Genomic DNA, 19673 nt, shown 5'->3' with positions numbered 1-19673 from the left:
AATAGCGGTCAAGCGTACGCCTCGGGAAAATCGGAACGACGGCCTATTCTAGCCACCCAAGGGGGGTGGCCGGAAGACCACTCGGCAACTGTCAGACGAGCTTGATCGGTGTGACCTTGCGTTGAGCGTGTTTTTCCTGGGCGAGGCCAAGCTTTGCGGTAATCACTTTGGCCAGGGCGTTGTTACCCAGGTCGTTCAGGTGCAGGCGGTCGATGAACAGGTCCGCGCCGAACACCGGCGAGCTGCTGAGCATGCTGTTCATGTCGTAGCAGGGCACTGGGTCGGCCTGGCTTTTGATACGGCGGAAAAAGGCCGAGTGCAACTGGCTATCGAATGCGCCGTCGAGCAGCCGGTCGAAGTTCGCCGGTTGTTGCTCCAGCGCGGCCAACATGGCTTGCTCGCCAACGGGCAAGGTGTCCCGACACCAGGGCAGCAGCGGCTGCAGGATGAAGGTGAGGGTGGCATGGCTGTCTGCCAGCAACCTGTCCCACTGACGCAAGGTCCGGCCAATGCTGTCGGCCGCGCGAGCCAAGCGCTTCTCCGGGGGGGACAGCGGCCAGAAGGCCGGGGGGGCGGTCGCAGGTGTGGTCAGGGCCTGGCCGATGCGCCGCCACAGTGACTGCCGGCGGGGTGGTGCGGCAGGCTGCATGCCTTCGCTGAAGCTGTTGAGAAAGGCCTGGTAGGCCTTGGCGTGCTGTGGGTCGTTGGGGCTGGCGAGGACTTCGCACAGCGCTTCATGGGCCAGGCTGTTGAGGCCACTGAGCACCACCACGTGGCCGAGTTGGCCAAGGCGGTGCTGGTGAGTCAGGAACATCAGCAGTTCCTGGCCAGCATTGAGACCGCAACCGGCCAGGCTCAGCCACACCTCGCCGGTAAGGGCCGACAGGTGCGAGGCCATCGTGTGCTCGTCGGAGCTGGCGCCGATACCCAGGGCGGTCGAGCCGCCGACCAGCAGGTTGATACGTGAGGCGCCGCCGCGTTCTGCCGCCGAAAAACGCTTGCCGGCAAAGTGGCTGTAGCGCAGGCCAAGGGCATCAGTGTTGATGGTTCCGGACCGGTAGCCGGTTTCATGCACGTGCACAGTGTGCGGCGCACGGCGGCTGCCCAACAGCAGAAAGCGTTGGTAGTCCTGCTGCAACGGTGAAGGAGACGGGCCTGTATCAGTCGCTGTCATGGTCTTTCCTTCTGTTGCACCGGGCGTTTCGCATCCGCTTCAGGCCGCCAGTTCGTTGAGGTTGTACAGCAGGCCGCCAGCGGCAATCAGCAGCAGGGCAACGCCCGAAGCCAGGCTGATCACCCGGTTGCTGCGCTGCGAAGCGATCTTGCCGATGGCGAAGATGTACAGGCTGAGCACGGCGAAATCGATGGCCACCCACAGCAGCGACAACACCACCATGCTTTTGCCGAATGACTCGGTGATCTGGATGAACTGGGGGAAGAAGGCAATGAAGAAAATGATGTCCTTGGGGTTGGAAATGCCCACCATGAAGCCTTGCAGCAGCCCGCCACGCCCGGTTTTGGGTGCCTCGCTCGTCGCGTCCGGGACCGGCGCCTGCAGCACATCTCTTAAAGTGCCCACGGCGATGTAGCCGATGAACAGGCAGCCCAGCAGGCTCATGGTGCTGAGCCATGCCTTGTCGATGGCGGCACTGGTGAGGATGATCCAGGCTGCGGCACCGATCAGCACCAGTGAGGCCCAGTTGGTGCCAACGGCAGTGAACATGGCCTTGCGCGAACCGGATGCAGCCGCGGTGTTGACGATCAGTGCCACTACGGGGCCTGGGGTGGCGATGAGCAGCAGGACGGTGAGGGCATAGGTGGCGGTGAGTGCGGTATTCACGGTCAGTTCTCGATCAGTAGGTCGGGTGTCGCCGGGTATGCGGCATGTGCGTGGAACGGGCAGCGTGACGGGTTGAGCGAGCCAGCCTCCTGCAACTGGTACTGCTTCCACTCGAAGTTGTCGTCATCGCCGAAAAAACCCAGGGTGTCAGGCATGACGCCGTCGTTGTAGTGGTGCACGCGCTCGCGAATACGCTCGCGGATTCGCTTGCCACTTTCGGTACTGGCGTTGGCCACTTCGTCGAAGTTCGCCCGTGGATTGATGACGAAGGTGATGTGATGCCCCAGGTTGCGGCTTTTCATCTGCTGGTGGCCGGGGAAGTTCATGTTGATGAACAAGGGCATGCCGGCATAGCAGAACGACCAGCCGTTGTCGTCGGGGTCGGTCGGCATGCCCTGCGGCCATGGGTGCGGGTCGCGCGCATGCACGCCACGCAGCACCTTCCAGGCCAGTGCCTGCTGTTCGGCCAGGGTGTAATCGGCGGCGGTTTCGAGAAACACCACCAGCGGGCTGCCGATGCGCTGCTTGGGTGTGATCGGGGCGATGGCGCGCACGTAGTCGGCCAGACCCTGGGCGATATCATCGGCGAGTTGCTCGGCACGGGCGAAGAGTATGTGGCAGGTTTCGCCGTTTACCGCCTTGCGGCCGAACAGGCAAGGGAAGTCGGGGTTGGCGAGAATACTGCGAAAGTGTTCTATGGTTTTGAAAGTCCAGTGTTGCGTAGTGCATCCATGTTCAACGGCCAGCTCTAGCGCATCCAGGCGATAGCAAGTTCCATATCCCGTAAACATGATTTCCCCAGGCGTTAATTAAGTGAACGTTCCAGTCATATGCAGGCAGGATCTTGGTTATCTTTATTTTCCGAGACGCTCTCGACGTTGTAAAACGCGTGGAACTGTGACCTACTATTAGTCTTATTCATGCTCGGGACGCCGCCATGTCGGAACGGATTCAGGCCTTGCACGCCCTGCGTGCCTTCGAGGTGGCCTCTCGCTATGGCTCTTTTACCCGTGCGGCGGAAGAACTGGCCCTGACCCAGGGGGCGGTCAGCCATCACATCAAGACCCTGGAAGCCCTGTTTGGCTGCGACTTGTTCGAACGGCGTGGCCCGAAACTCAGCCTGACCGAGCACGGGCGCCTGCTGGCGCAAGAGCTGAAAGTTGGCTTCAAGATCATCGAAAATGCTTGCGCATTGCTGCGCCAGGACCGCTACGGCTTGCGCTTGAAGGCGCCTTCCACGCTCACCGTGCGCTGGCTGTTGCGGGCGCTGGATGCGTTCAAGAAGGCCGAGGACAACTGCAGCGTGCAACTGTCCAGCGTGTGGATGGACATCGACACCGTGGACTTCTATTCCGAGCCCTACGACTGCGCCATTCTGTTGGCCAGCGGGCGTTTCCCCGCCGATATCGAGAGTTTCAAGCTGTTCGATGAGTGGTTGATCCCGGTGTGCCACCCCGATTACATGCCACAGGCCCAACCGGCCTTGGCCGACCTCGCCCAGTGCGAAATTCTGCACCCGTCACCCGACCGGCGCGACTGGCGGCGCTGGCTGGCGCGGATGGACGCACTGGACATCAGCATCGACCAGGGGCAGGTGTTCGATACGCTCGACCAAGGTATTTCGGCTGCGCAGCAAGGCCTGGGTATTTCGGTGGTCGACCTGGTGCTGGCCAGTGCCGACCTGCAGGCCGGGCGCCTGGCCACGCCGTTCAAGCATGCAGTGGCCACCGGTGACGGTTACTACATGACCTGGCTCAAGGCCAGCCCGAAAGCGCGGCAAATGCACAAGCTGCGCGACTTCCTGCTTGGCCAGGTGCCACCGCTGGCCCACAAGGACATCAACTATCTGTACGGTTGAACACCCGCTCAAGCATGAAATCGATGAACACCCGTAACTTCGGCGGCACCTGCCGCCCGGACGGCCACAGCAGATAGAAACTGCCACGCCGCTCCATGAAGCTGTCGAGTACGCTGACCAGTGAGCCGTTGCCCAGTTCGCGACGTACGTTGAAGTCCGGCAGGCAAGTGATGCCACGGTGGTTCAAGGCAAAGCAGACCCGTGTCTCGACATGGTTGCAAACCATCGAGATGGGGATGTCGTAGGCTTGTTCGGGGTGCTCCTGGCGCAGCGGCCAGGTTTCCAGCTTGCCATTGCTCGGGAAGCGATAATGCAGGCAGGTATGCGCGGCCAGGTCGCGCGGGTGCAAGGGTGTGCCGCGTTCGTGCAGGTACCCGGGCGAGGCCACCAGGCGGTGCTGGAAGTGCCCCAGGAATTTGGCGTTGAGCCGCGAATCCACCGGCTGCCCACCGCGCATCACCACATCGAAGCCTTCGCCGACGATATCCACCATGCGGTCGGAAAAGTCCAGGTCCAGTTCCACCTGCGGATACAGCGCCATGAACTCCGCCAGCGCCGGCATCACCAGCGCTGTGACCTGTGGCATGCTGACGCGCAAGCGGCCACGCGGGCTTACGCTGGCCTGAGACAGCGCCTGCTCGGTGGCCTCGATTTCGGCCAGGATGCGCCGGCTGCGCTCGAGGAACAGCGTGCCTTCGGCGGTGAGGGTGATGCTGCGTGTGCTGCGGTGGAACAGGCGCACACCCAGGCGGCTTTCCAGGCGCGCAACGCGTTTGCCCACGGCCGAGGCACTGATACCCAGCGACTGGCCGGCGGCGACGAAGCTGCGGGTTTCGGCCACCCGGTTGAAGACCACGAAGCCGCTGAGGCTGTCCATGCTGCTTTCCTGATTGCGGACATGGGTGTCCGGGGTGAGCGGCATTGTAGCCACCTTTTTCCGCAGTAGGCTTCCCTTGCAGACTGTCCGCCTTGTTTTCCTGCTCAAGGCACTTGCAATGTCACAGACATCCTCCCCCCTGCTGCTGGATGCCAGCCGCGAACGCCTGCCCGTCAGCGGGCTGCTGGCGCTGGCCATGACCGGCTTTATCGCCATCCTCAGCGAAACCTTGCCGGCGGGCTTGCTCGACCAGATCGCCAACGGCATGCACATCAGCCAGGCCATGGCCGGGCAATGGGTCACGGCCTATGCGCTTGGCTCGTTGCTGACGGCAATCCCGCTGGTGACCCTGACCCAGGGCTGGTATCGCCGGCGGGCCCTGTTGCTGGCGATCATCGGCTTTGTGCTGTTCAACGGGCTGACTGCCTTGTCGACGTCCAACAGCGTGACCTTGGTCCTGCGCTTTTTCACCGGCGCTGCCGCCGGGCTGGCCTGGGGCCTGATCGCTGGCCATGCCCGGCGCATGGTGCCGGTGGCACAGCAGGGCCGGGCCATGGCGTTGGCCATGCTCGGGCAGCCGATTGCCTTGTCGCTCGGGCTGCCGATTGCCACCTGGCTGGGCGCCGGGCTGGGCTGGCGTGCAACGTTTGTTGTGGTCACCGTGGTGGCGTTGCTGCTGGTGGTGTGGGTGCTGCGCTCGGTGCCGGAGTACCCGGGGCATGCCGCCGGCAACCGCCGGGCGGCCAAGCAGGTGCTGCGCACGCCGGGGGTGTTGCTCGTGCTGCTGGTGATCCTGAGCTGGATCCTTGGCCACAACATTCTCTACACCTACATTGTGCCGCTGCTGGCGGCGGCCGGCATGGCTGCCGACATTGGCCCGGTGCTGATGGTGTTTGGCCTTTCGGCTCTGGCCGGAATTGGCATGGTGGGGTTGCTGGTCGACCGGCATTTGCGCACGCTGGTCTTGCTCAGCCTGGTCGGTTTTGCCTTGGCCACACTGGCATTGGGGCAGGCGTCGTCGTGGTTGATGTACCTGAGCATCGCCCTGTGGGGCCTGACCTACGGTGGCGCACCCACCCTGCTGCAGACCGCCTGTGCCGATGCTGCGGGCGAGGGGGGAGATGTGGCGCAGTCGATGCTGGTGACCGTGTGGAACAGTGCTATCGCCCTGGGCGGGATCGTGGGGGGCGTGTTGCTCGCGGGGGGCGGGACCAAAGCCTTTGGCGCAGTGGTGTTGGTGTTGATCGCAGTGGCTTGGTCGCTGGCCTGGGCGGCGCGCAGAAGTGGCTTCGTGGCGGGGGCTCGCTAGCGTAGAATTGCGTTTTTCAGCAGAGGTCGACGCAGTGGAGTTGCAGCAGGGTTTTGTGCTGACCCGTCATTGGCATGACACGCCCGAAGGCACCTGCGTGGAGTTCTGGCTGGCAACTGATCATGGGCCACGGCAGCTTCGTCTGGCCCCACAGGTTTCGGTGGCATTCATCCCGCAGGTGCATGAGGCGCTTGCGCGGGTGTTGCTGGCCAACGAGCCCGGCGTCGAGCTGCGGCCACTGCGCCTGAAGGACTTCGACCAGCGCCCGGTGCTGGGGTTGTACTGCCGGCAGCACCGGCAACTGATGCAACTCGAGCAACGCCTTCGCACGGCGGGTATCGAGGTGTTCGAAGCGGATATCCGCCCACCCGAACGCTACCTGATGGAGCGCTTCATCACTGCCCCGGTACAGTTCACCGGCCAGCCCGATGCCCAGGGCGTGCTCTGCGATGCTCAGCTCAAGCCCTTGGCAGGTTATCGCCCGCCACTGCGCCTGGTGTCGCTGGACATCGAAACCAGCGAGCGCGGCGAGCTGTACAGCATTGCCCTTGAAGGCTGTGGCCAGCGCCAGGTGTACATGCTCGGCCCGGCCAATGGCACGGTCCACGGCCTCGATTTCGACCTGCACTACTGCGCCGACCGTGCTGCACTGCTGAGCTGCCTCAATCAGTGGATGGCCGAGCATGACCCGGACGCAATCATCGGCTGGAACCTGGTCCAGTTCGACCTGCGCCTGCTGCATGAACACGCCAAATCGCTGGAGGTACCGCTGGCGTTGGGGCGTAAGGGTGCACTGATGACGTTGCGTAGCCATGCCGGTGGTGGCCACGTATTTGCCGATGCCCCGGGGCGGCTGTTGATCGACGGCATCGAGGCGCTGCGCTCGGCAACCTGGAGCTTCCCGTCATTCAGCCTCGAGAGCGTTGCCCAGACGCTGCTCGGTGAAGGCAAAGCCATCGACACGCCGTACCAGCGCATGGACGAGATCAACCGGCGCTTCGCCGAGGACAAACCGGCCCTGGCGCGGTACAACCTCAAGGACTGTGAGCTGGTTACTCGCATCTTCGCCCACACCCGCCTGCTCGAGTTCCTCCTGGAGCGCTCGTCGGTCACTGGCCTGGCGGTAGACCGTAGCGGCGGATCGGTCGCCGCGTTTTGCCACTTGTACATGCCGCAGATGCACCGCATGGGCTTTGTCGCCCCCAACCTTGGCAGCCGCCCTGACGAAGCCAGCCCCGGTGGCTTCGTCATGGATTCGCGTCCAGGCCTGTACGACTCGGTGCTGGTGCTGGACTACAAGAGCCTGTACCCGTCGATCATTCGTACCTTCCTGATCGACCCGGTGGGCTTGGTGGAAGGCTTGCGTGTTCCCGATGACCAGCATTCGGTGGAAGGCTTCAGGGGTGGGCGCTTTTCGCGAAGCCAGCATTGCCTTCCGGCCATCGTCGAGCGTGTGTGGCAGGGCAGGGAGGCCGCCAAACGTGATGGTAACGCGGCATTGTCGCAGGCACTGAAGATCATCATGAACGCGTTCTACGGTGTGCTGGGCTCCAGCGGTTGCCGCTTCTTCGACCCCCGGTTAGCCTCATCCATCACCCTGCGTGGGCACCAGATCATGCGCCAGACCCGGGCGCTGATCGAGGCCCGCGGCTTTGACGTGATCTATGGCGATACCGACTCCACCTTCGTCTGGCTCAAGGGTGCCCTTCCCGAGGAAGACGCGGCGCGCATCGGCCGCGACCTGGTGGCCGAGGTCAATCAATGGTGGCAAGCACACCTGCACGAAACCATGAACCTGCAGAGTGCCCTCGAACTGCAGTTCGAAGTACATTACCGGCGCTTCCTGATGCCAACCATTCGCGGAACTGAAGAGGGCAGCAAGAAGCGCTATGCCGGCCTGGTCCAGCGGGCCGACGGTTCTGAAGAGATGGTTTACAAAGGCCTGGAGTCGGTACGCACCGACTGGTCGCCGCTGGCCCGGGCGTTTCAGCAGGCGCTCTATGGCCGTGTGTTTCGCGGCGAACCCTACCGCGATTATGTCCGCGAGTATGTGCGGTGTACGTTGGCGGGCGAGCAGGACGCACTGCTGGTATATCGCAAGCGCCTGCGCAGGCCGCTGGCCGACTACCAGCGCAACGTGCCGCCGCATGTGCGTGCCGCACGCCTTGCCGACGAGTACAACAAGCGCCTGGGGCGCCCCCTGCAGTACCAACGTGGCGGCTGGATCAGTTACGTGATTACCACCGCCGGCCCTGAGCCGCTGGAAAACCTGCAGGCACCGATCGACTACGACCACTACATCAGCCGGCAGCTACAACCGGTGGCAGATGCCATCCTGCCCTTTGTCGGCGATGATTTCGCTCGCCTTACCGACCAACAGTTGCTGCTGTTCTGAACGGGTGGTAGTCGGGTAGGCGTCAACCCGGCGCAACAGTCTTCAGACTCGCATCTCCATGCCATCAAGGAGGCAGAGATGCAGAACACTAGCAGTCAACTACCAGCTGCGGCCGATACCCTTGCCAGGGCGCAAGCCTGCCAGGACCAGTACATCGCGCAGCGGCTGCCGACCTGGATGATGCGGCTGAGCGTGGCAGAATTCACTCTCTTGACTGAGGCGCTGACGCAATTGCTGGCCTGCCGCGAAGGCCTGTCGGCAGCGCTGGCGCAGCTAAGCAACCTGGATGCATTCACACAGACCTTGCTGCAAGAAGCGCTTGGCGCTCACGGCGAACTCGACGCTGATCGGCTGTACTTCCGCCAGTGGTACACCTTCACCTCGCCCACCGTCAGTTATGTGACCAGCAGGCTCCCAGTCGTAGGCAGCGACTACTACGAACTCCCCTTGCTCGAGGCCGCTCTGGGCAACTTTACCGCAGACCAGCGGCGCGAGCAGCCGCGTGGCAACTGCCTGGTGGATGAGCACGGCGTAAAGCGCAGTGAACTGTCTGCACTGGCCTTCGCCAAAATGTGTCGAGGGCTGGACCTTGGGCAGAAGTACCAGGCGCATCTGGACGCTGTCCTGCAGCCCGAAGCCAGAGGGTTGCTGGCGCGAAGGGAACGTTACAGCATGCTGGTAGATGCTCTGCAAGCCAGGGCGCAAGATGTGTTGAGCGCAGGCCAGCTGCAGTGGGTGGTGGAGTTTTGCCTTCAGGGCACGCTGGGCAAGCTCGAAGGCGCACCTGTTCACATCCGGCAATTGAGGGTGTTCGGTTGCAGCTTGCAGCAGATCGTGGTGCTGGACGTGATCGATGAGGGCTTGCTGTACAACACCAGCAAGCTAGTGCTGGTGTATGTACCGGGTGACCCGCACGGCCCCTGGAGCGTGCGCAGCGACCTGGAAGATTATGCCCGCCGGGTGCTTGGCAACCGCCTGCGCGAAGAGGGCTATCGGCGGTTTTTCAACCGTTTCGTGCGCCGTCGCGATAGCCAGCGATTCTTCTCGGCCGTCAGCGAACGGCTCGATGACGTTAGCGACTGGGCAACCAGGGACCTGGATGAGCAAACCTGTGCGTATCGCTTGCCGCTGTTCGAACATATCGCTGACGACTGGGTCGCCCGGATCAAGGACGATGCTGCAATCATTGCCCCACCCGTGGCCATGCTTGATCGCGAGGTCCAGGCAGCGCATAACCGCCGTTTGCGCGCTGAAGGCTGGACCCTGGCGGGGATCGCAGGGTACTTCGTGCCCGGCATTGGCGCGGTGTTGCTGGGGGTGATGGCCTGGGAGCTGCTTGAGCAGACGTTTCAGGCTGTCGGGGACTGGCAGGACAACGAGCGCAATGCGGCGCTGGCGCGCCTGCTGAATGTAGGCAAAGGCCTGCTGGCTGTCGGGGCAACCGTCGCCGTGGTCGCCACGGTGCGTCGCGCCTGCATCGAGGTGGACAAGCTGGTGCCGGCGCAGTTGGCCAGCGGTGAAGAAAAACTGTGGAACGCAGACCTGGTGCCCTATCGCGGCGAAGCCCCGCCGGACGCGGCAGTGCTGGACAGGGAGGGGGTTCACCAGCTGGGCGAGCGTCGCTGGATCAGCATGGATGGGCACTGGTATGAGGTGAGTTGGCGCGACGCCGATGAACAGTGGCAACTGCTCCCTTATCAAGGGTATGCACCGCCGCTGCGTCACAACGGTGCCGGCGCGTGGCGGCTGTGGTGCGAGCAGCCCGCCGAGTGGGATGACACACGCCAGCTGTTTCGTCGTCTGGGCAGGCCATTGAGCGATCTCGATGACGCGCAGATCGATCAGTCGCTGGCCATCCATGGCCTTGATGACCAGCACTTGCGGGCATGGCATGTGTATGGCCGGGCGCCAGAAGCCGTGCTGGTGGACACCGTTTACCGCGTGCTCCTCGCCGGCCGCATCCGCACGTTGGTCAATCAGTTGCGTGAAGGCGTGGCCACCGCTGATGCGCAGTTGCTGGAGCGGGTGATTAATCTTCCTCAGGCCGCCGGCATGCAGGGTGCAGCACTGGCTGATGTGGCTTGGGCAGGGCGGCGAGAGCTGTTCCAGGAATTGTACGAAGAGCAGAATCCCGACACGCCGACGGGTCGCTCGCTACGCCGGGATTTTGCCAGCCTGCACCGCTTGGCGGCAGATGAGGTGCTGCGCGATGCCAGCGAGGATGACCTGCAGCAGCTTCGCGAGACCGGCCGCGTGCCCTTGTTCATGGCCGAGGCGGCAAGGTTGCAGGTTGCGCGGATCCGAATCGCGCGCGTGTATGAGGCGCTGAGCATTGATACACCGCAAAACCTCGACCTGGCGCGGGTGGTGCTGAATCTGTTGGCCCACGTGCGGGGTGCGCAGGGGCCTGGGTGGAGATTGTTTGACGGGGATGCCAGCGAGCCGTTGCTGACGATCGAGGGAACGGGGCAAACATTCGACCTGCTTCACCAGCATGGGGTGTTTCGCTTGCGCGATCCTGCGCGGCCTTCTGTCAGTCAGGCGGGCGAGCTGTTCGAGACCCTGGCTGCAGCCTATGACCACCCGTCTCAGGCGGCCATCGGCCAAGGCCATGCTTTCGTGCCCGCACTGCGCCAGGCGCTGGCGAATGTTGCAACCGGTCAAAGGCAGGCGGTGGTAAGTCTGCTCAGGCTGGAGCGGCCAAGCGGCTCGTTTTTCGCGCCGCAAAGGCTTGATGATGGCCGGATTGGCTACCCCCTTGCTGGCGGCCGGTTATGGGCCGCGCTGGGGCTGTCCAGACCGAGGGCGTCTCAGGCACGGCTTCGAGACCTGTACCCAGCCTTCAGTGATGAGCAGATCGGCCGCTGGCTGGCGCAAGACAACGCGCAAGCCAGGTTGCGTACGCTGGAACAGCAATTCGCACTGCTCAACACCCACCTGAACAGATGGGTACGCAATGCCTTTCCGACACCTGAGCTGGCCGCCCGGCGTGAGTTCAGAAAGGGCTTGACCGACTGCTGGCGCTTGCTTGTCCCCGAGCTTCAAGACAGTGCGGCTGTGCAGAGGGGGCGCTTCATGCTGACCCAGACCCGCAGCCGCTTGCAACAACTGCCAGTACTGCCGGCGCAGATAACTTTTCCGCACGTCTCAATCCTGGCCTTGCGCTCCATGCGCCTGGAGCGGATTCCGGATGAGTTCCTGAGGGCATTTCCCAACTTGCGCAACCTGGAAATCACCCATTGTCGGCTCAGGCGTTTGCCTTTGCCGATGATGCTTACCCAAAGGCTGGAGGTGCTCGATCTGTCGGGTAACCAGATCGTGCTTGACGAAAGCCAGGCACTGATTCTTGCGGCTTGTCGTTCGCTGGTATACCTGAACCTTTCGGACAACCCTCTGGGCAGGGCATTTTCCGTTTTCGCAATGACCGAACTACATGCGCTGCACCTGTCAGGCACCCAAATGCCCGAGTTGCCTTATGGGGTGCTCGAGGTGCCTGACCTGCAAACCCTTGACCTGAGTGACAACAGTATCTCTGCACTGCCCGATGGCTTTTACCGGTCGCAGCTATGGCGCGCAGGCAGAGTCGGGCTTTCTGGCAACCTGCTGGCGGCGACGCCTGAAGGGTTTTCGGCCTGGCACTGGCTTGAGGCAAGCCGGGTTCCCTACCGGCTGCGTTTTCTCGATGTATCGGCAGCTGAACGTCGCGATGAAATGGCCATGCTGTGGGTCCATCTTGAAGCCGACGAGCAATCGGCCGATTTCTTCAATACCCTGTCGGTGCTCACGGCCTCGGGAGCATTCAAGTTCTCTTCGACCGCGTGCGCGCTCGCATCCCGTGTGTTCGACATGTTCCAGGCGATGAACGAGGATGATGCACTCAAGCGTGAAGTGTTCGAACACGCCGCGGCGACCGACTGCCAGGATAACGCCACGGCCCGCTTCGCTGATCTGGAACTGCGGATGATGATATGGCGGGCGCAACGCGGCGGGGTTGCCCAGCAGCCTGAGCGGGCCTTGCTCTGTCTCGGTGGTCGGTTGTGGCGGTTGGCGTTGCTCGATCAGATTGCCGCAGAACACGCCCAACGGCAGGGGGCGGGCAATGAGTCGATCGAATTCGCCTTGGCATACCGGATCGCCTTGCGCAGGGCTTTGGATTTGCCTGGCCAGCCAGACGAAATGCTCTATCCAGGTATTGCTGCGCTAAGCAAGCAGGATATTCGTGTGGCCCGGGACATGGTCCTGGCGGCACAGACCCGGGAAGGCGTTGCACATTATCTGTCACGTCAGTGGTTCTGGCAGGATTACCTGCGCAAGCGCTTCCCCGTTCGCCTGCAAGTGCCGCATCACATGCACGACGAACTGGAGCGGCTGATGGCCCTGGGTGGCCGGGAGGAGGAAATCGCACGGTTGCAGATCAGCAATCAGCAACGGGAGCACGCAGTATTGCTGCAGTTGACGCTGGAAGCGCTGGACATGCATTCGCCGCGTCTTCTCCAGTAGCGGTTCAGACCTCGGGCAGGTGGGCGTTGCGCCAGTGGCTTTGCGCTATGCTCTGAGTGGCGGTGATGTTTGCGCAGATGTTGCCGGCCGGTTATGGAAATCGGAAGTTACCTTTGTGCCGAGCACGTCTGGGGCTGCTGGTTTAGTCTCCCGCGTCGGATCTTTCTCCATGATCTGTAGTCTTTGGTTTATCGAGAGAATAAGGAGATACGCATGCTCGTCCGGTCACTGACCCTCGCTACTTTGCTCGCTGTCACCGGCCCGCTGCTGGCGGCTGACAGTGACGCACCGCTGGCCAAGGAAGTGGGCAAGGCCAGGCCCTTGGTGGTCATTGCGCCTAGCAGCGCAGACCCAACCTTGCGCGGATTGAACAAGGCTCTGGAGGACCCGGCCACCCAGGCGGCCTTCAAGGAGCGCAACCTGGTGCTGTACAGCGTCGCCAACATGATGGGCAAGCGCGAGGACAAGAACCTCGAACAACAGACCACCATGGCCCTGATTCGTGAGCTGAAGCTGGGCGCGAGCAAGGGCACCAAGGTGATCCTGGTGGGCAAGGACGGTGAGCGGCACATGCTCAAGGACGACGACTCAGGCGAGGCCATCGACCCGCAGGTGATCCTCAAGGCGGTGGATGAACTGCCCGCAAGCGAAAAGGCCGTGGCTGCACCTGAACCGGTAGCGGCGGCACCGGAAACCAAGGCCAAGGCCAAGGACAGCAAGCCAGCCAAGCCAGCCAAGCCGGCTGCGCCGCCAAAGCCGCTGGAAGACTGAACACCTGCATTGGCTGGCCGTGCGACCGGGCGTGTGTAGCGGTGGGGGGCAGCAGTGTATCGACGGTGCTGGGGTTGTGTGCCGAATTGCAGGTGGTGGCTCGGCTTTCAGTTGAGCTCGATTCGCGCGCACAGCCCGCCACTGTCGCGGTTGCTCAGGATCAGCCGACCACCCATGGCCTGGATCAGCTGGTGGGCAATGGCCAGCCCCAGCCCGGTGCCGCCGGTGCTGCGATTGCGTGAGCCCTCCACTCTGTAGAATGGCTTGAGCACTTCGTCCAGCTCGTCAGCGGGTATTCCAGGCCCATCGTCGAGCACGCGGATCACGGTCATGCCGCCCTCGCGGCACACCTCCAGCTCGGCAGCGCCGGCAAACTTGAGGGCGTTGTCCACAAGGTTCACCAGCACTCGGCGCAGGGCGTGCGGGCGGGTTTCCAGCAGGCTGCGCGTGCTGCCGTTACGCTGCACCTGGGCGCCACTGTCCTGATAGTCGAACACTAGGCTGTCGAGGAAGGCATCAAGGTCAATTCTGCACGCGGCTTCAGTGCTGGTATCCATGCTGCGGGCGTATGCTACGCCTTCGCGCACCAGGTGCTCCATCTCGCCCAGGTCGCTCCACAATTTGTCCTTTTCGACCCCGTCGTCCATCACTTCGACACGCAGCTTCATGCGTGTGATCGGTGTTTGCAGGTCGTGAGAGATGGCCGCCAGCAGCTGCATGCGTTCCTTCAGGTGGGCGCTGATACGCGCCTGCAGGGCGTTGAAGGCCGCCGCGGCGTAGCGCACCTCGCGCGGGCCGCTTTCATCCAGCTGTACGCCGGGTTTGTCCGGATCGAGGTTGTCCACGGCGCGGGCCAGGCGAGTCAAAGGGCCAATGGCCAGGTGCACGGCCAACCAGGTGCACAGCAACAAGACTGCCAGCTGGATCAGCAGCACCATGGGCAGCCAGCGGGCCACCGGGACCGCCGATGGGGTGACGTCGATGGTCAGCGGCGCGCCGTCGGCAAGGCTCAGGTGGGCCTGGAAGTGGGCATTCGGGCCGGGGATGTCCTGGAAGGTCAGGCGGTAGTCGCTGCCGATGGCCTTGACGATCGACTCGGCGGCCATGGGCGGGTCGCTGCCGGGCATCGCCTCGCCGGCCAGGCCTTGGTCGAGACGGTAGCGGTAGGTATGCCGTTCCAGGCGCGGCAGCCAGGCCGCACGTTCGGCTGCAGGCAGGCGATCGAGGATGGCCACTGACGTGGCCACGTCCTGTTCCAGGTTGCTGAGCATCATCGAGCGGCTGCTGATGTAGCGCTCGTAGGCCTGCAGCCCAAACGACAAGCCGTAGGCCAGGATCAGGCCGGTCAAGAAGATCAGCCCCAGGCGCGAGGCCAGGGTACGAGGCCACTTCATGACGGCGACTCGAGCAGTTGCACCGGCAGCGAGAACACATAGCCTTCGCTGCGCACGGTTTTGATGCAGCTGGGTTCGCGGGCGTCGTCGCCCAGGCGCTGGCGCAGGCGGCTGACCAGCAGGTCGATGGAGCGGTCGAAAAGGTCGGCTTCGCGGCCCTGGGTCAGGTTGAGCAGTTGTTCGCGGCTGAGCACCCGCTGTGGGTGGTCCAGAAACACCCGCAACAGGCGGTACTCGGCGCCACTCAGGGCCACCAGGGTGCCTTCGTTGTCGAGCAGGTGGCGGGCGGTGGTGTCCAGCCGCCATTGGCCGAAGCGCAGCAGGCGGCTGCTTTCGCTGATGGTGAGGTTGGGTGGCAGCATGCGCGTGCGGCGCAGCACGGCATTGATACGGGCAAGCAGTTCGCGGGCAGAAAACGGCTTGGTCAGGTAATCGTCGGCGCCCATTTCAAGGCCGATGATGCGGTCGGTTTCATCGTTGCGGGCCGTCAGCATCAACACGGGCGTATTGCGGTGTTTGCCGGCGCGCAGTTCGCGGCACAGCAGCAGGCCATCGTCGCCGGGCATCATGATGTCGAGAACGATCAGGTCGACGCTGCTGGCTCCAAGGAAGGCCCGCATCTGCCTGCCGTCGGCGACGATGCTGGTGCGCAGGCCGTTCTTCTTAAGGTAGTTGCCGACCAGTTCGCGGATCTCGCGGTCGTCGTCGACGATCAGGATGTGATCGACGTGTTCCATGCGCAGCGTTCCTGTTGGAGTGGGTTTGGCGCAGTGTACCCGGCCCTTTTGCGCTTGCCTGCGGGGGTTTGTATTGCAGTGTATCTGGCAGGTGTATAGAACTGTAGCGGGGGCGGGTGAAGCGGCTCGGGTCAAAGCAGCACAGCACTGGGAGTTGACCGCTTGGCCGATAAAAGCCGGGTTCTGCTCCGGCTCGGAGCCTGGTTGCAGAACAAAGCGTACAATGTCGTTTCGGGTAACTGTATTTCAGTGGCTCATCACCGAGTAGCCTGCATGTACCAGACACACCCCGGAACACCCCAAAGAGCCCACGAACGCCTTTGCGAGCAAATCGAGACGTTTCTCCAGCGTGGCGGCCAGATCCAGCACGTAGCCATCGGTGTCACCGGTTCCCCTTATGGCGTAGCTAAAGTCCAGTGGCACAAGGAGCGTGCAGCCAAGCCTTGATGGCCTGCCTTTGCGCCTGAACCCACCACCCTTCAGGCGCTTCAATACCCATTCTTGAAGGGGCACGCCCGTGAGCGAAGAGCCGAGCGATTGTGTAATCGCCGTTTGCATAGGTATTTCTGAGCAACAAGTGGCCCACTACCGGCGGGAGAGCTTTCTGCTGGGGGACGGCTCATGGCTCGTGCATTTCGCTTTCATCATGCCCAAAGCGCTTCGTCATCAACTCACAGGCAGTTTTACACTCTTGTTGAAGGCCTCTCGAGCGCCTGGCGATACCCGACAGGCAGACGAGGTAGGACCGTGAGGAAGGTTCAATACAGGCACTGTACGTAAAGAAGGTTGTTGTTATTTATGCTCATAAATAGATTGTGTCCAGTGGTCTGATACCTGTCTTTTATTTTCAGGCAGGGCGCATACTCATTAAGCTCAGATTATCTGGGCTTATGAGAGGTGCTTATGTACGGTAAAAACCAGGCAGGGCAGGGCTCATCGGAGAGTGATCCGGAAATAGATCAGGATCGCCAAGGTTTGGGCAATGATCGTCTTGTTCAGCCTACAACTGATGATCGGAATAATTACATCGATCCTGAACCTGTTGCTGAGGCCGGGCCAGAGCCTGCAGACAAGCTTTTGGCCTCGAACGCACCGAAATTCAGCCGCCATTCTGACGGCCCGGATACCCCGTGGAGACGCGCTTGGCTGCACTAGCCCTGCGCTGACAGATCGCATGACAAACCATGCTTTTACCAGCGCTCCACTTCTCGAAGAAAATGATGATGAGCCATTGTAAGCAGGTGGCTTTATCGAGGTTTTTATGAAAGACAAGCAAACTGTTCAACGCGGTAGTTGCTCGGATGAGGGCGACAATAAATCCACTCAGCGTTCCAGCAAGGGTGAAAACAGAGGGCCGCTTACAGAGCGTGCGTCGAGGGCTGAGTTGTACAGTCGTCACGATAAAGTTGAACCGGCGAGTGACAACAAACGTTAGTTTCTAAAAACTTGAAGCTATTGTATCCGTTTGTACAGCCGGGGCGCCCTTCGTGGGCGCCTTCTTTTTTATAACGACCTGCTCGCGCAGGGTTTTCCAGGATTCTACGAGGTTTCGCTGACAGGAATGCAGCTACAGAAGGACGCACATCCCGGCGTTGAGTGACACAGACGGGATACTTGGCAGGCGTCAAATGGCTCTTGACCGGGGAACAACACGCCCCACTGCCAAACGTTACACAGGAGAGATGCCATGAATTTCAAGACTGTCGCCAGCGCCAGCCTGTTCGCCGTGCTCAGCTTTGGTGCCATTGCCGCCCAGGCCACCACCACACCCATGGGCGCTGCCGGCGCCATGCAGTACCGCTACGGTGAGCATCTGGATGTGAAGAAAGTGCTGTCGGTACAGGACGAGCAGAGCAACGCCTGCGGCCTGGTGAACACCCGCATGGACTACCTCGACTCCAAGGGCCAGCAGCAGAGCGTGCAGTACCGCACCTACGCCACTGGCGGTTGCCATGACAACTGATCGCCGCCTGATGCTGAAAGCGGGAGGCATAGCCCTGGCGCTGACGGGGCTGGGGTTGGCCGGACACCTGATGGCCCGTGACCGCTACGGCGCCATGCCGTCGCTGTCGGGGGCCAGCCAGTGGCTCAACTCGACCCCGCTGGATGGGCCGGCGCTTAAGGGCAAGGTGGTGCTGGTGGACTTCTGGACCTGGGACTGCATCAACTGCCAGCGCAGCCTGCCTCATGTGAACGACTGGGCGCGGCGTTATGCCGATCAGGGGCTGGTGGTGGTGGGCGTGCATACGCCGGAGTACGCCTACGAACATGACCTGGGCACCCTGCGAAACAAGGTGGCCGGGCTGGGTATCGGTTATCCGGTGGCGGTGGATAATGACTACAAGGTGTGGAATGCCTGGGGCAACCAGTTCTGGCCGGCCCATTACTTTGTCGACCGTAAAGGACAGGTGCGCCATGTGCACTTTGGCGAAGGCGATTATGGCGGGCAGGAACAGCTGATACAGGCACTGCTGTATGAGAAAGGTGATTAGGCTGTGCCGGCCTCTTCGCCGGCATGCCCGCTCCTACAACGACAGTGCAATCAGCGAAGTATGCGCACTCTCTGTGGGTGCGGGCGTGCCCGCGAAGAAGCCAACACTTGCCTATCAGGTGAAACTGGCAAAGTGCGCCTGCATCCGCGCCGCATCCGCCTGGCGCCCGCTGAACAGCTCGAACGCCTTTACCGCCTGGAACACCGCCATATTGCTGCCATCCAGCGTGCGGCAACCCAGTGCCCGAGCCGCGCGCAGAAGTTCGGTTTCCAGCGGGAAGTAGATGATTTCCGCCACCCACAGGCCCGCATGCAGCAGCTCGACCGGTAGCGGTGTGCCCGGTAGCTTGGCCATGCCCACCGGCGTGGTGTTGACCAGCCCGTCTGCCTCGGCCAGCGCCGCGGCCAGGTCGGTGCCGAGTACTGCGCGGCCCGTGCCGAAATGCTCATTCAGGTTGTCTACCAGCGCTTGCGCGCGGGCCGCATCCACTTCGAACAGCACCAGTTGCTCGACCCCTTCAATCAGCAGGGCGTGGGCCACGGCCGACCCGGCGCCACCGGCACCCATCTGCACCACCTGGCGCCGGGCCACATCAGGCAGGCCGCGGCGCAAGCCTTCGGCAAAACCCAGGCAGTCTGTGTTATGGCCGACGCGCTTGCCGTCCTTGAGCACCACGGTATTCACCGCGCCGATGCCACGGGCTTCATCCGACAGTTCGTCGAGCAGCGGCAGGATCGACTGCTTGAACGGGTAGGTGATGTTAAGCCCGGTAAAGCCTGTGTGCTGCGCGGCGTCGAGCAGCCCGGGCAGGGCGCTGTCCTCCAGTTGCAACTGGTCAGCATCAATCAGCCGATACAGGTAGCGTAGGGCCTGGGCGTCACCTTCGTGTTCGTGCAGGGCAGGGGTGCGCGACAGCTGGATGCCGCGGCCGATCAAGCCGGCAAGGATGGCGTGCTGGCTCATGCCGTGCGCTCCTGGAACATTTCGGCGAAGTGGCTGAGGGCCATGCGGTAGCCATGGCTGCCCAGCCCGCAAATCACCCCGACGGCGATGGACGATACAAATGACAGATGGCGGAACGGCTCGCGCTTGTGCACGTTCGACAGGTGTACTTCGATGACCGGCAGTTCACTGGCCACCAAGGCGTCGCGGATGGCCACCGAGGTGTGGGTCCAGGCGCCGGGGTTGATCACGATACCGGCGCAGCGGCCGCGGGCGGCGTGGATCCAGTCGATCAGTTCACCTTCGTGGTTGGTTTGGCGGAATTCGATTTCCAGGCCGTGGCCATGGGCAGTGTCGGCACAGCTTTGGGCCAGGTCAGCCAGGGTTTCGTGGCCATATTGAGCAGGCTCGCGGGTACCCAGCATGTTCAGGTTAGGGCCGTTGAGCACGAGAATAAGGGGGTTCATGACGAGCATCGCTTTGTTGTTGTTGGATGCACCTAGTTTTGTACCGCCTGGTTAGTTTAGTCAATTGGACTAAAACGCCGCACCGGGAAAG

General features: G+C 62.4%; 16 protein-coding genes. 7 read left to right on the top strand and 9 right to left on the bottom strand.

Annotation, left to right across the window (positions count from 1 at the left end; all coding sequences use genetic code 11):
* Nucleotides 1–91 precede the first annotated feature (91 nt).
* From J3A71_RS19240 to J3A71_RS19230, 3 genes are read right to left on the bottom strand one after another with little or no spacing between them, the layout of a single operon-like run.
* Nucleotides 92–1174 carry a hypothetical protein gene (locus J3A71_RS19240; protein WP_096425879.1) on the bottom strand — a complete coding sequence of 361 codons (1083 nt, stop codon included), beginning with the start codon at nucleotides 1172–1174 and terminating at the stop codon, nucleotides 92–94.
* Between the two features lie 39 nt (nucleotides 1175–1213).
* Nucleotides 1214–1840 carry a LysE family translocator gene (locus tag J3A71_RS19235; RefSeq protein ID WP_096425880.1) on the bottom strand — a complete coding sequence of 209 codons (627 nt, stop codon included), beginning with the start codon at nucleotides 1838–1840 and terminating at the stop codon, nucleotides 1214–1216.
* 2 nt (nucleotides 1841–1842) lie between these two features.
* A complete protein-coding gene (locus J3A71_RS19230; protein ID WP_016485962.1) occupies nucleotides 1843–2631 on the bottom strand; it encodes a YqcI/YcgG family protein in 789 nt (262 codons plus the stop codon).
* A 146-nt stretch (nucleotides 2632–2777) separates the two neighbouring features.
* On the opposite strand from J3A71_RS19230, the gene J3A71_RS19225 reads away from it, so the two are divergent.
* The gene (locus J3A71_RS19225) at nucleotides 2778–3698 is read left to right on the top strand and encodes a LysR substrate-binding domain-containing protein (protein ID WP_016485963.1); all 921 of its coding nucleotides are present in this window, start codon (nucleotides 2778–2780) and stop codon (nucleotides 3696–3698) included.
* On the opposite strand, the gene J3A71_RS19220 is transcribed toward J3A71_RS19225, so the two are convergent.
* Nucleotides 3679–4575 (bottom strand): LysR family transcriptional regulator, encoded by an 897-nt coding sequence (locus J3A71_RS19220; RefSeq protein ID WP_024717702.1) that lies wholly within the window; start codon nucleotides 4573–4575, stop codon nucleotides 3679–3681. The two genes, J3A71_RS19225 and J3A71_RS19220, sit on opposite strands and share 20 nt — an antisense overlap.
* 118 nt (nucleotides 4576–4693) lie before the next feature.
* Between J3A71_RS19220 and J3A71_RS19215 the strand changes: the two genes are divergently transcribed.
* The 4 genes from J3A71_RS19215 (at nucleotide 4694) to J3A71_RS19200 (ending at nucleotide 13550) form a co-directional block, all read left to right on the top strand.
* Nucleotides 4694–5884 carry an MFS transporter gene (locus J3A71_RS19215; RefSeq protein WP_016485965.1) on the top strand — a complete coding sequence of 397 codons (1191 nt, stop codon included), beginning with the start codon at nucleotides 4694–4696 and terminating at the stop codon, nucleotides 5882–5884.
* A 34-nt stretch (nucleotides 5885–5918) separates the two neighbouring features.
* On the top strand, nucleotides 5919–8279 hold the full coding sequence (locus J3A71_RS19210; RefSeq protein ID WP_096425881.1) for a DNA polymerase II: 2361 nt from the start codon (nucleotides 5919–5921) through the stop codon (nucleotides 8277–8279).
* 78 nt (nucleotides 8280–8357) lie between these two features.
* A complete protein-coding gene (locus J3A71_RS19205; protein WP_096425882.1) occupies nucleotides 8358–12779 on the top strand; it encodes an NEL-type E3 ubiquitin ligase domain-containing protein in 4422 nt (1473 codons plus the stop codon).
* Nucleotides 12780–12992: 213 nt separating this feature from the next.
* Nucleotides 12993–13550 (top strand): DUF4174 domain-containing protein, encoded by a 558-nt coding sequence (locus tag J3A71_RS19200; protein ID WP_016485968.1) that lies wholly within the window; start codon nucleotides 12993–12995, stop codon nucleotides 13548–13550.
* Between the two features lie 107 nt (nucleotides 13551–13657).
* Here the strand turns inward: J3A71_RS19200 and J3A71_RS19195 are convergent, their stop codons facing one another.
* The 3 genes from J3A71_RS19195 to J3A71_RS19185 form a co-directional block, all read right to left on the bottom strand.
* Nucleotides 13658–14944 carry a HAMP domain-containing sensor histidine kinase gene (locus J3A71_RS19195; RefSeq protein WP_095114823.1) on the bottom strand — a complete coding sequence of 429 codons (1287 nt, stop codon included), beginning with the start codon at nucleotides 14942–14944 and terminating at the stop codon, nucleotides 13658–13660.
* Entirely contained in the window at nucleotides 14941–15681 is a 741-nt protein-coding gene (locus J3A71_RS19190) for a response regulator (protein WP_016485970.1), read from the bottom strand. Before J3A71_RS19190 ends, J3A71_RS19195 begins: the two co-directional genes overlap by 4 nt.
* Before the next feature lie 246 nt (nucleotides 15682–15927).
* Nucleotides 15928–16239: a hypothetical protein gene (locus J3A71_RS19185; protein WP_157754401.1), complete on the bottom strand. Its 312-nt coding sequence runs from the start codon at nucleotides 16237–16239 to the stop codon at nucleotides 15928–15930.
* A 1129-nt stretch (nucleotides 16240–17368) separates the two neighbouring features.
* Between J3A71_RS19185 and J3A71_RS19180 the strand changes: the two genes are divergently transcribed.
* The gene (locus J3A71_RS19180; RefSeq protein ID WP_096425883.1) at nucleotides 17369–17644 is read left to right on the top strand and encodes a DUF2790 domain-containing protein; all 276 of its coding nucleotides are present in this window, start codon (nucleotides 17369–17371) and stop codon (nucleotides 17642–17644) included.
* A gap of 10 nt (nucleotides 17645–17654) precedes the next feature.
* Complete coding sequence (locus tag J3A71_RS19175; protein ID WP_031312552.1) at nucleotides 17655–18173, top strand: thioredoxin family protein; 519 nt, start codon at nucleotides 17655–17657, stop codon at nucleotides 18171–18173.
* 114 nt (nucleotides 18174–18287) lie between these two features.
* On the opposite strand, the gene J3A71_RS19170 is transcribed toward J3A71_RS19175, so the two are convergent.
* The gene (locus tag J3A71_RS19170; protein WP_016485975.1) at nucleotides 18288–19136 is read right to left on the bottom strand and encodes a shikimate dehydrogenase; all 849 of its coding nucleotides are present in this window, start codon (nucleotides 19134–19136) and stop codon (nucleotides 18288–18290) included.
* Complete coding sequence (gene aroQ / locus J3A71_RS19165; protein WP_016485976.1) at nucleotides 19133–19582, bottom strand: type II 3-dehydroquinate dehydratase; 450 nt, start codon at nucleotides 19580–19582, stop codon at nucleotides 19133–19135. Before aroQ ends, J3A71_RS19170 begins: the two co-directional genes overlap by 4 nt.
* Nucleotides 19583–19673 lie beyond the last annotated feature (91 nt).

Source organism: Pseudomonas sp. PvP089 (assembly GCF_017875165.1).
GTDB lineage: Bacteria > Pseudomonadota > Gammaproteobacteria > Pseudomonadales > Pseudomonadaceae > Aquipseudomonas > Aquipseudomonas fortuita.
This window is presented reverse-complemented; position numbering and strand designations above follow the sequence as displayed.

Excerpts from the sequence above, each read along its gene's own strand:
- J3A71_RS19240 (WP_096425879.1), bottom strand. The coding sequence starts at position 1,174 with ATGACAGCGACTGATACAGGCCCGTCTCCTTCACCGTTGCAGCAGGAC.
- J3A71_RS19230 (WP_016485962.1), bottom strand. The coding sequence starts at position 2,631 with ATGTTTACGGGATATGGAACTTGCTATCGCCTGGATGCGCTAGAGCTG.
- J3A71_RS19225 (WP_016485963.1), top strand. The coding sequence starts at position 2,778 with ATGTCGGAACGGATTCAGGCCTTGCACGCCCTGCGTGCCTTCGAGGTG.
- J3A71_RS19220 (WP_024717702.1), bottom strand. The coding sequence starts at position 4,575 with ATGGACAGCCTCAGCGGCTTCGTGGTCTTCAACCGGGTGGCCGAAACC.
- J3A71_RS19215 (WP_016485965.1), top strand. The coding sequence starts at position 4,694 with ATGTCACAGACATCCTCCCCCCTGCTGCTGGATGCCAGCCGCGAACGC.
- J3A71_RS19205 (WP_096425882.1), top strand. The coding sequence starts at position 8,358 with ATGCAGAACACTAGCAGTCAACTACCAGCTGCGGCCGATACCCTTGCC.
- J3A71_RS19200 (WP_016485968.1), top strand. The coding sequence starts at position 12,993 with ATGCTCGTCCGGTCACTGACCCTCGCTACTTTGCTCGCTGTCACCGGC.
- J3A71_RS19195 (WP_095114823.1), bottom strand. The coding sequence starts at position 14,944 with ATGAAGTGGCCTCGTACCCTGGCCTCGCGCCTGGGGCTGATCTTCTTG.
- J3A71_RS19190 (WP_016485970.1), bottom strand. The coding sequence starts at position 15,681 with ATGGAACACGTCGATCACATCCTGATCGTCGACGACGACCGCGAGATC.
- J3A71_RS19185 (WP_157754401.1), bottom strand. The coding sequence starts at position 16,239 with ATGCAAACGGCGATTACACAATCGCTCGGCTCTTCGCTCACGGGCGTG.
- J3A71_RS19180 (WP_096425883.1), top strand. The coding sequence starts at position 17,369 with ATGAATTTCAAGACTGTCGCCAGCGCCAGCCTGTTCGCCGTGCTCAGC.
- J3A71_RS19175 (WP_031312552.1), top strand. The coding sequence starts at position 17,655 with ATGCTGAAAGCGGGAGGCATAGCCCTGGCGCTGACGGGGCTGGGGTTG.
- J3A71_RS19170 (WP_016485975.1), bottom strand. The coding sequence starts at position 19,136 with ATGAGCCAGCACGCCATCCTTGCCGGCTTGATCGGCCGCGGCATCCAG.
- aroQ (WP_016485976.1), bottom strand. The coding sequence starts at position 19,582 with ATGAACCCCCTTATTCTCGTGCTCAACGGCCCTAACCTGAACATGCTG.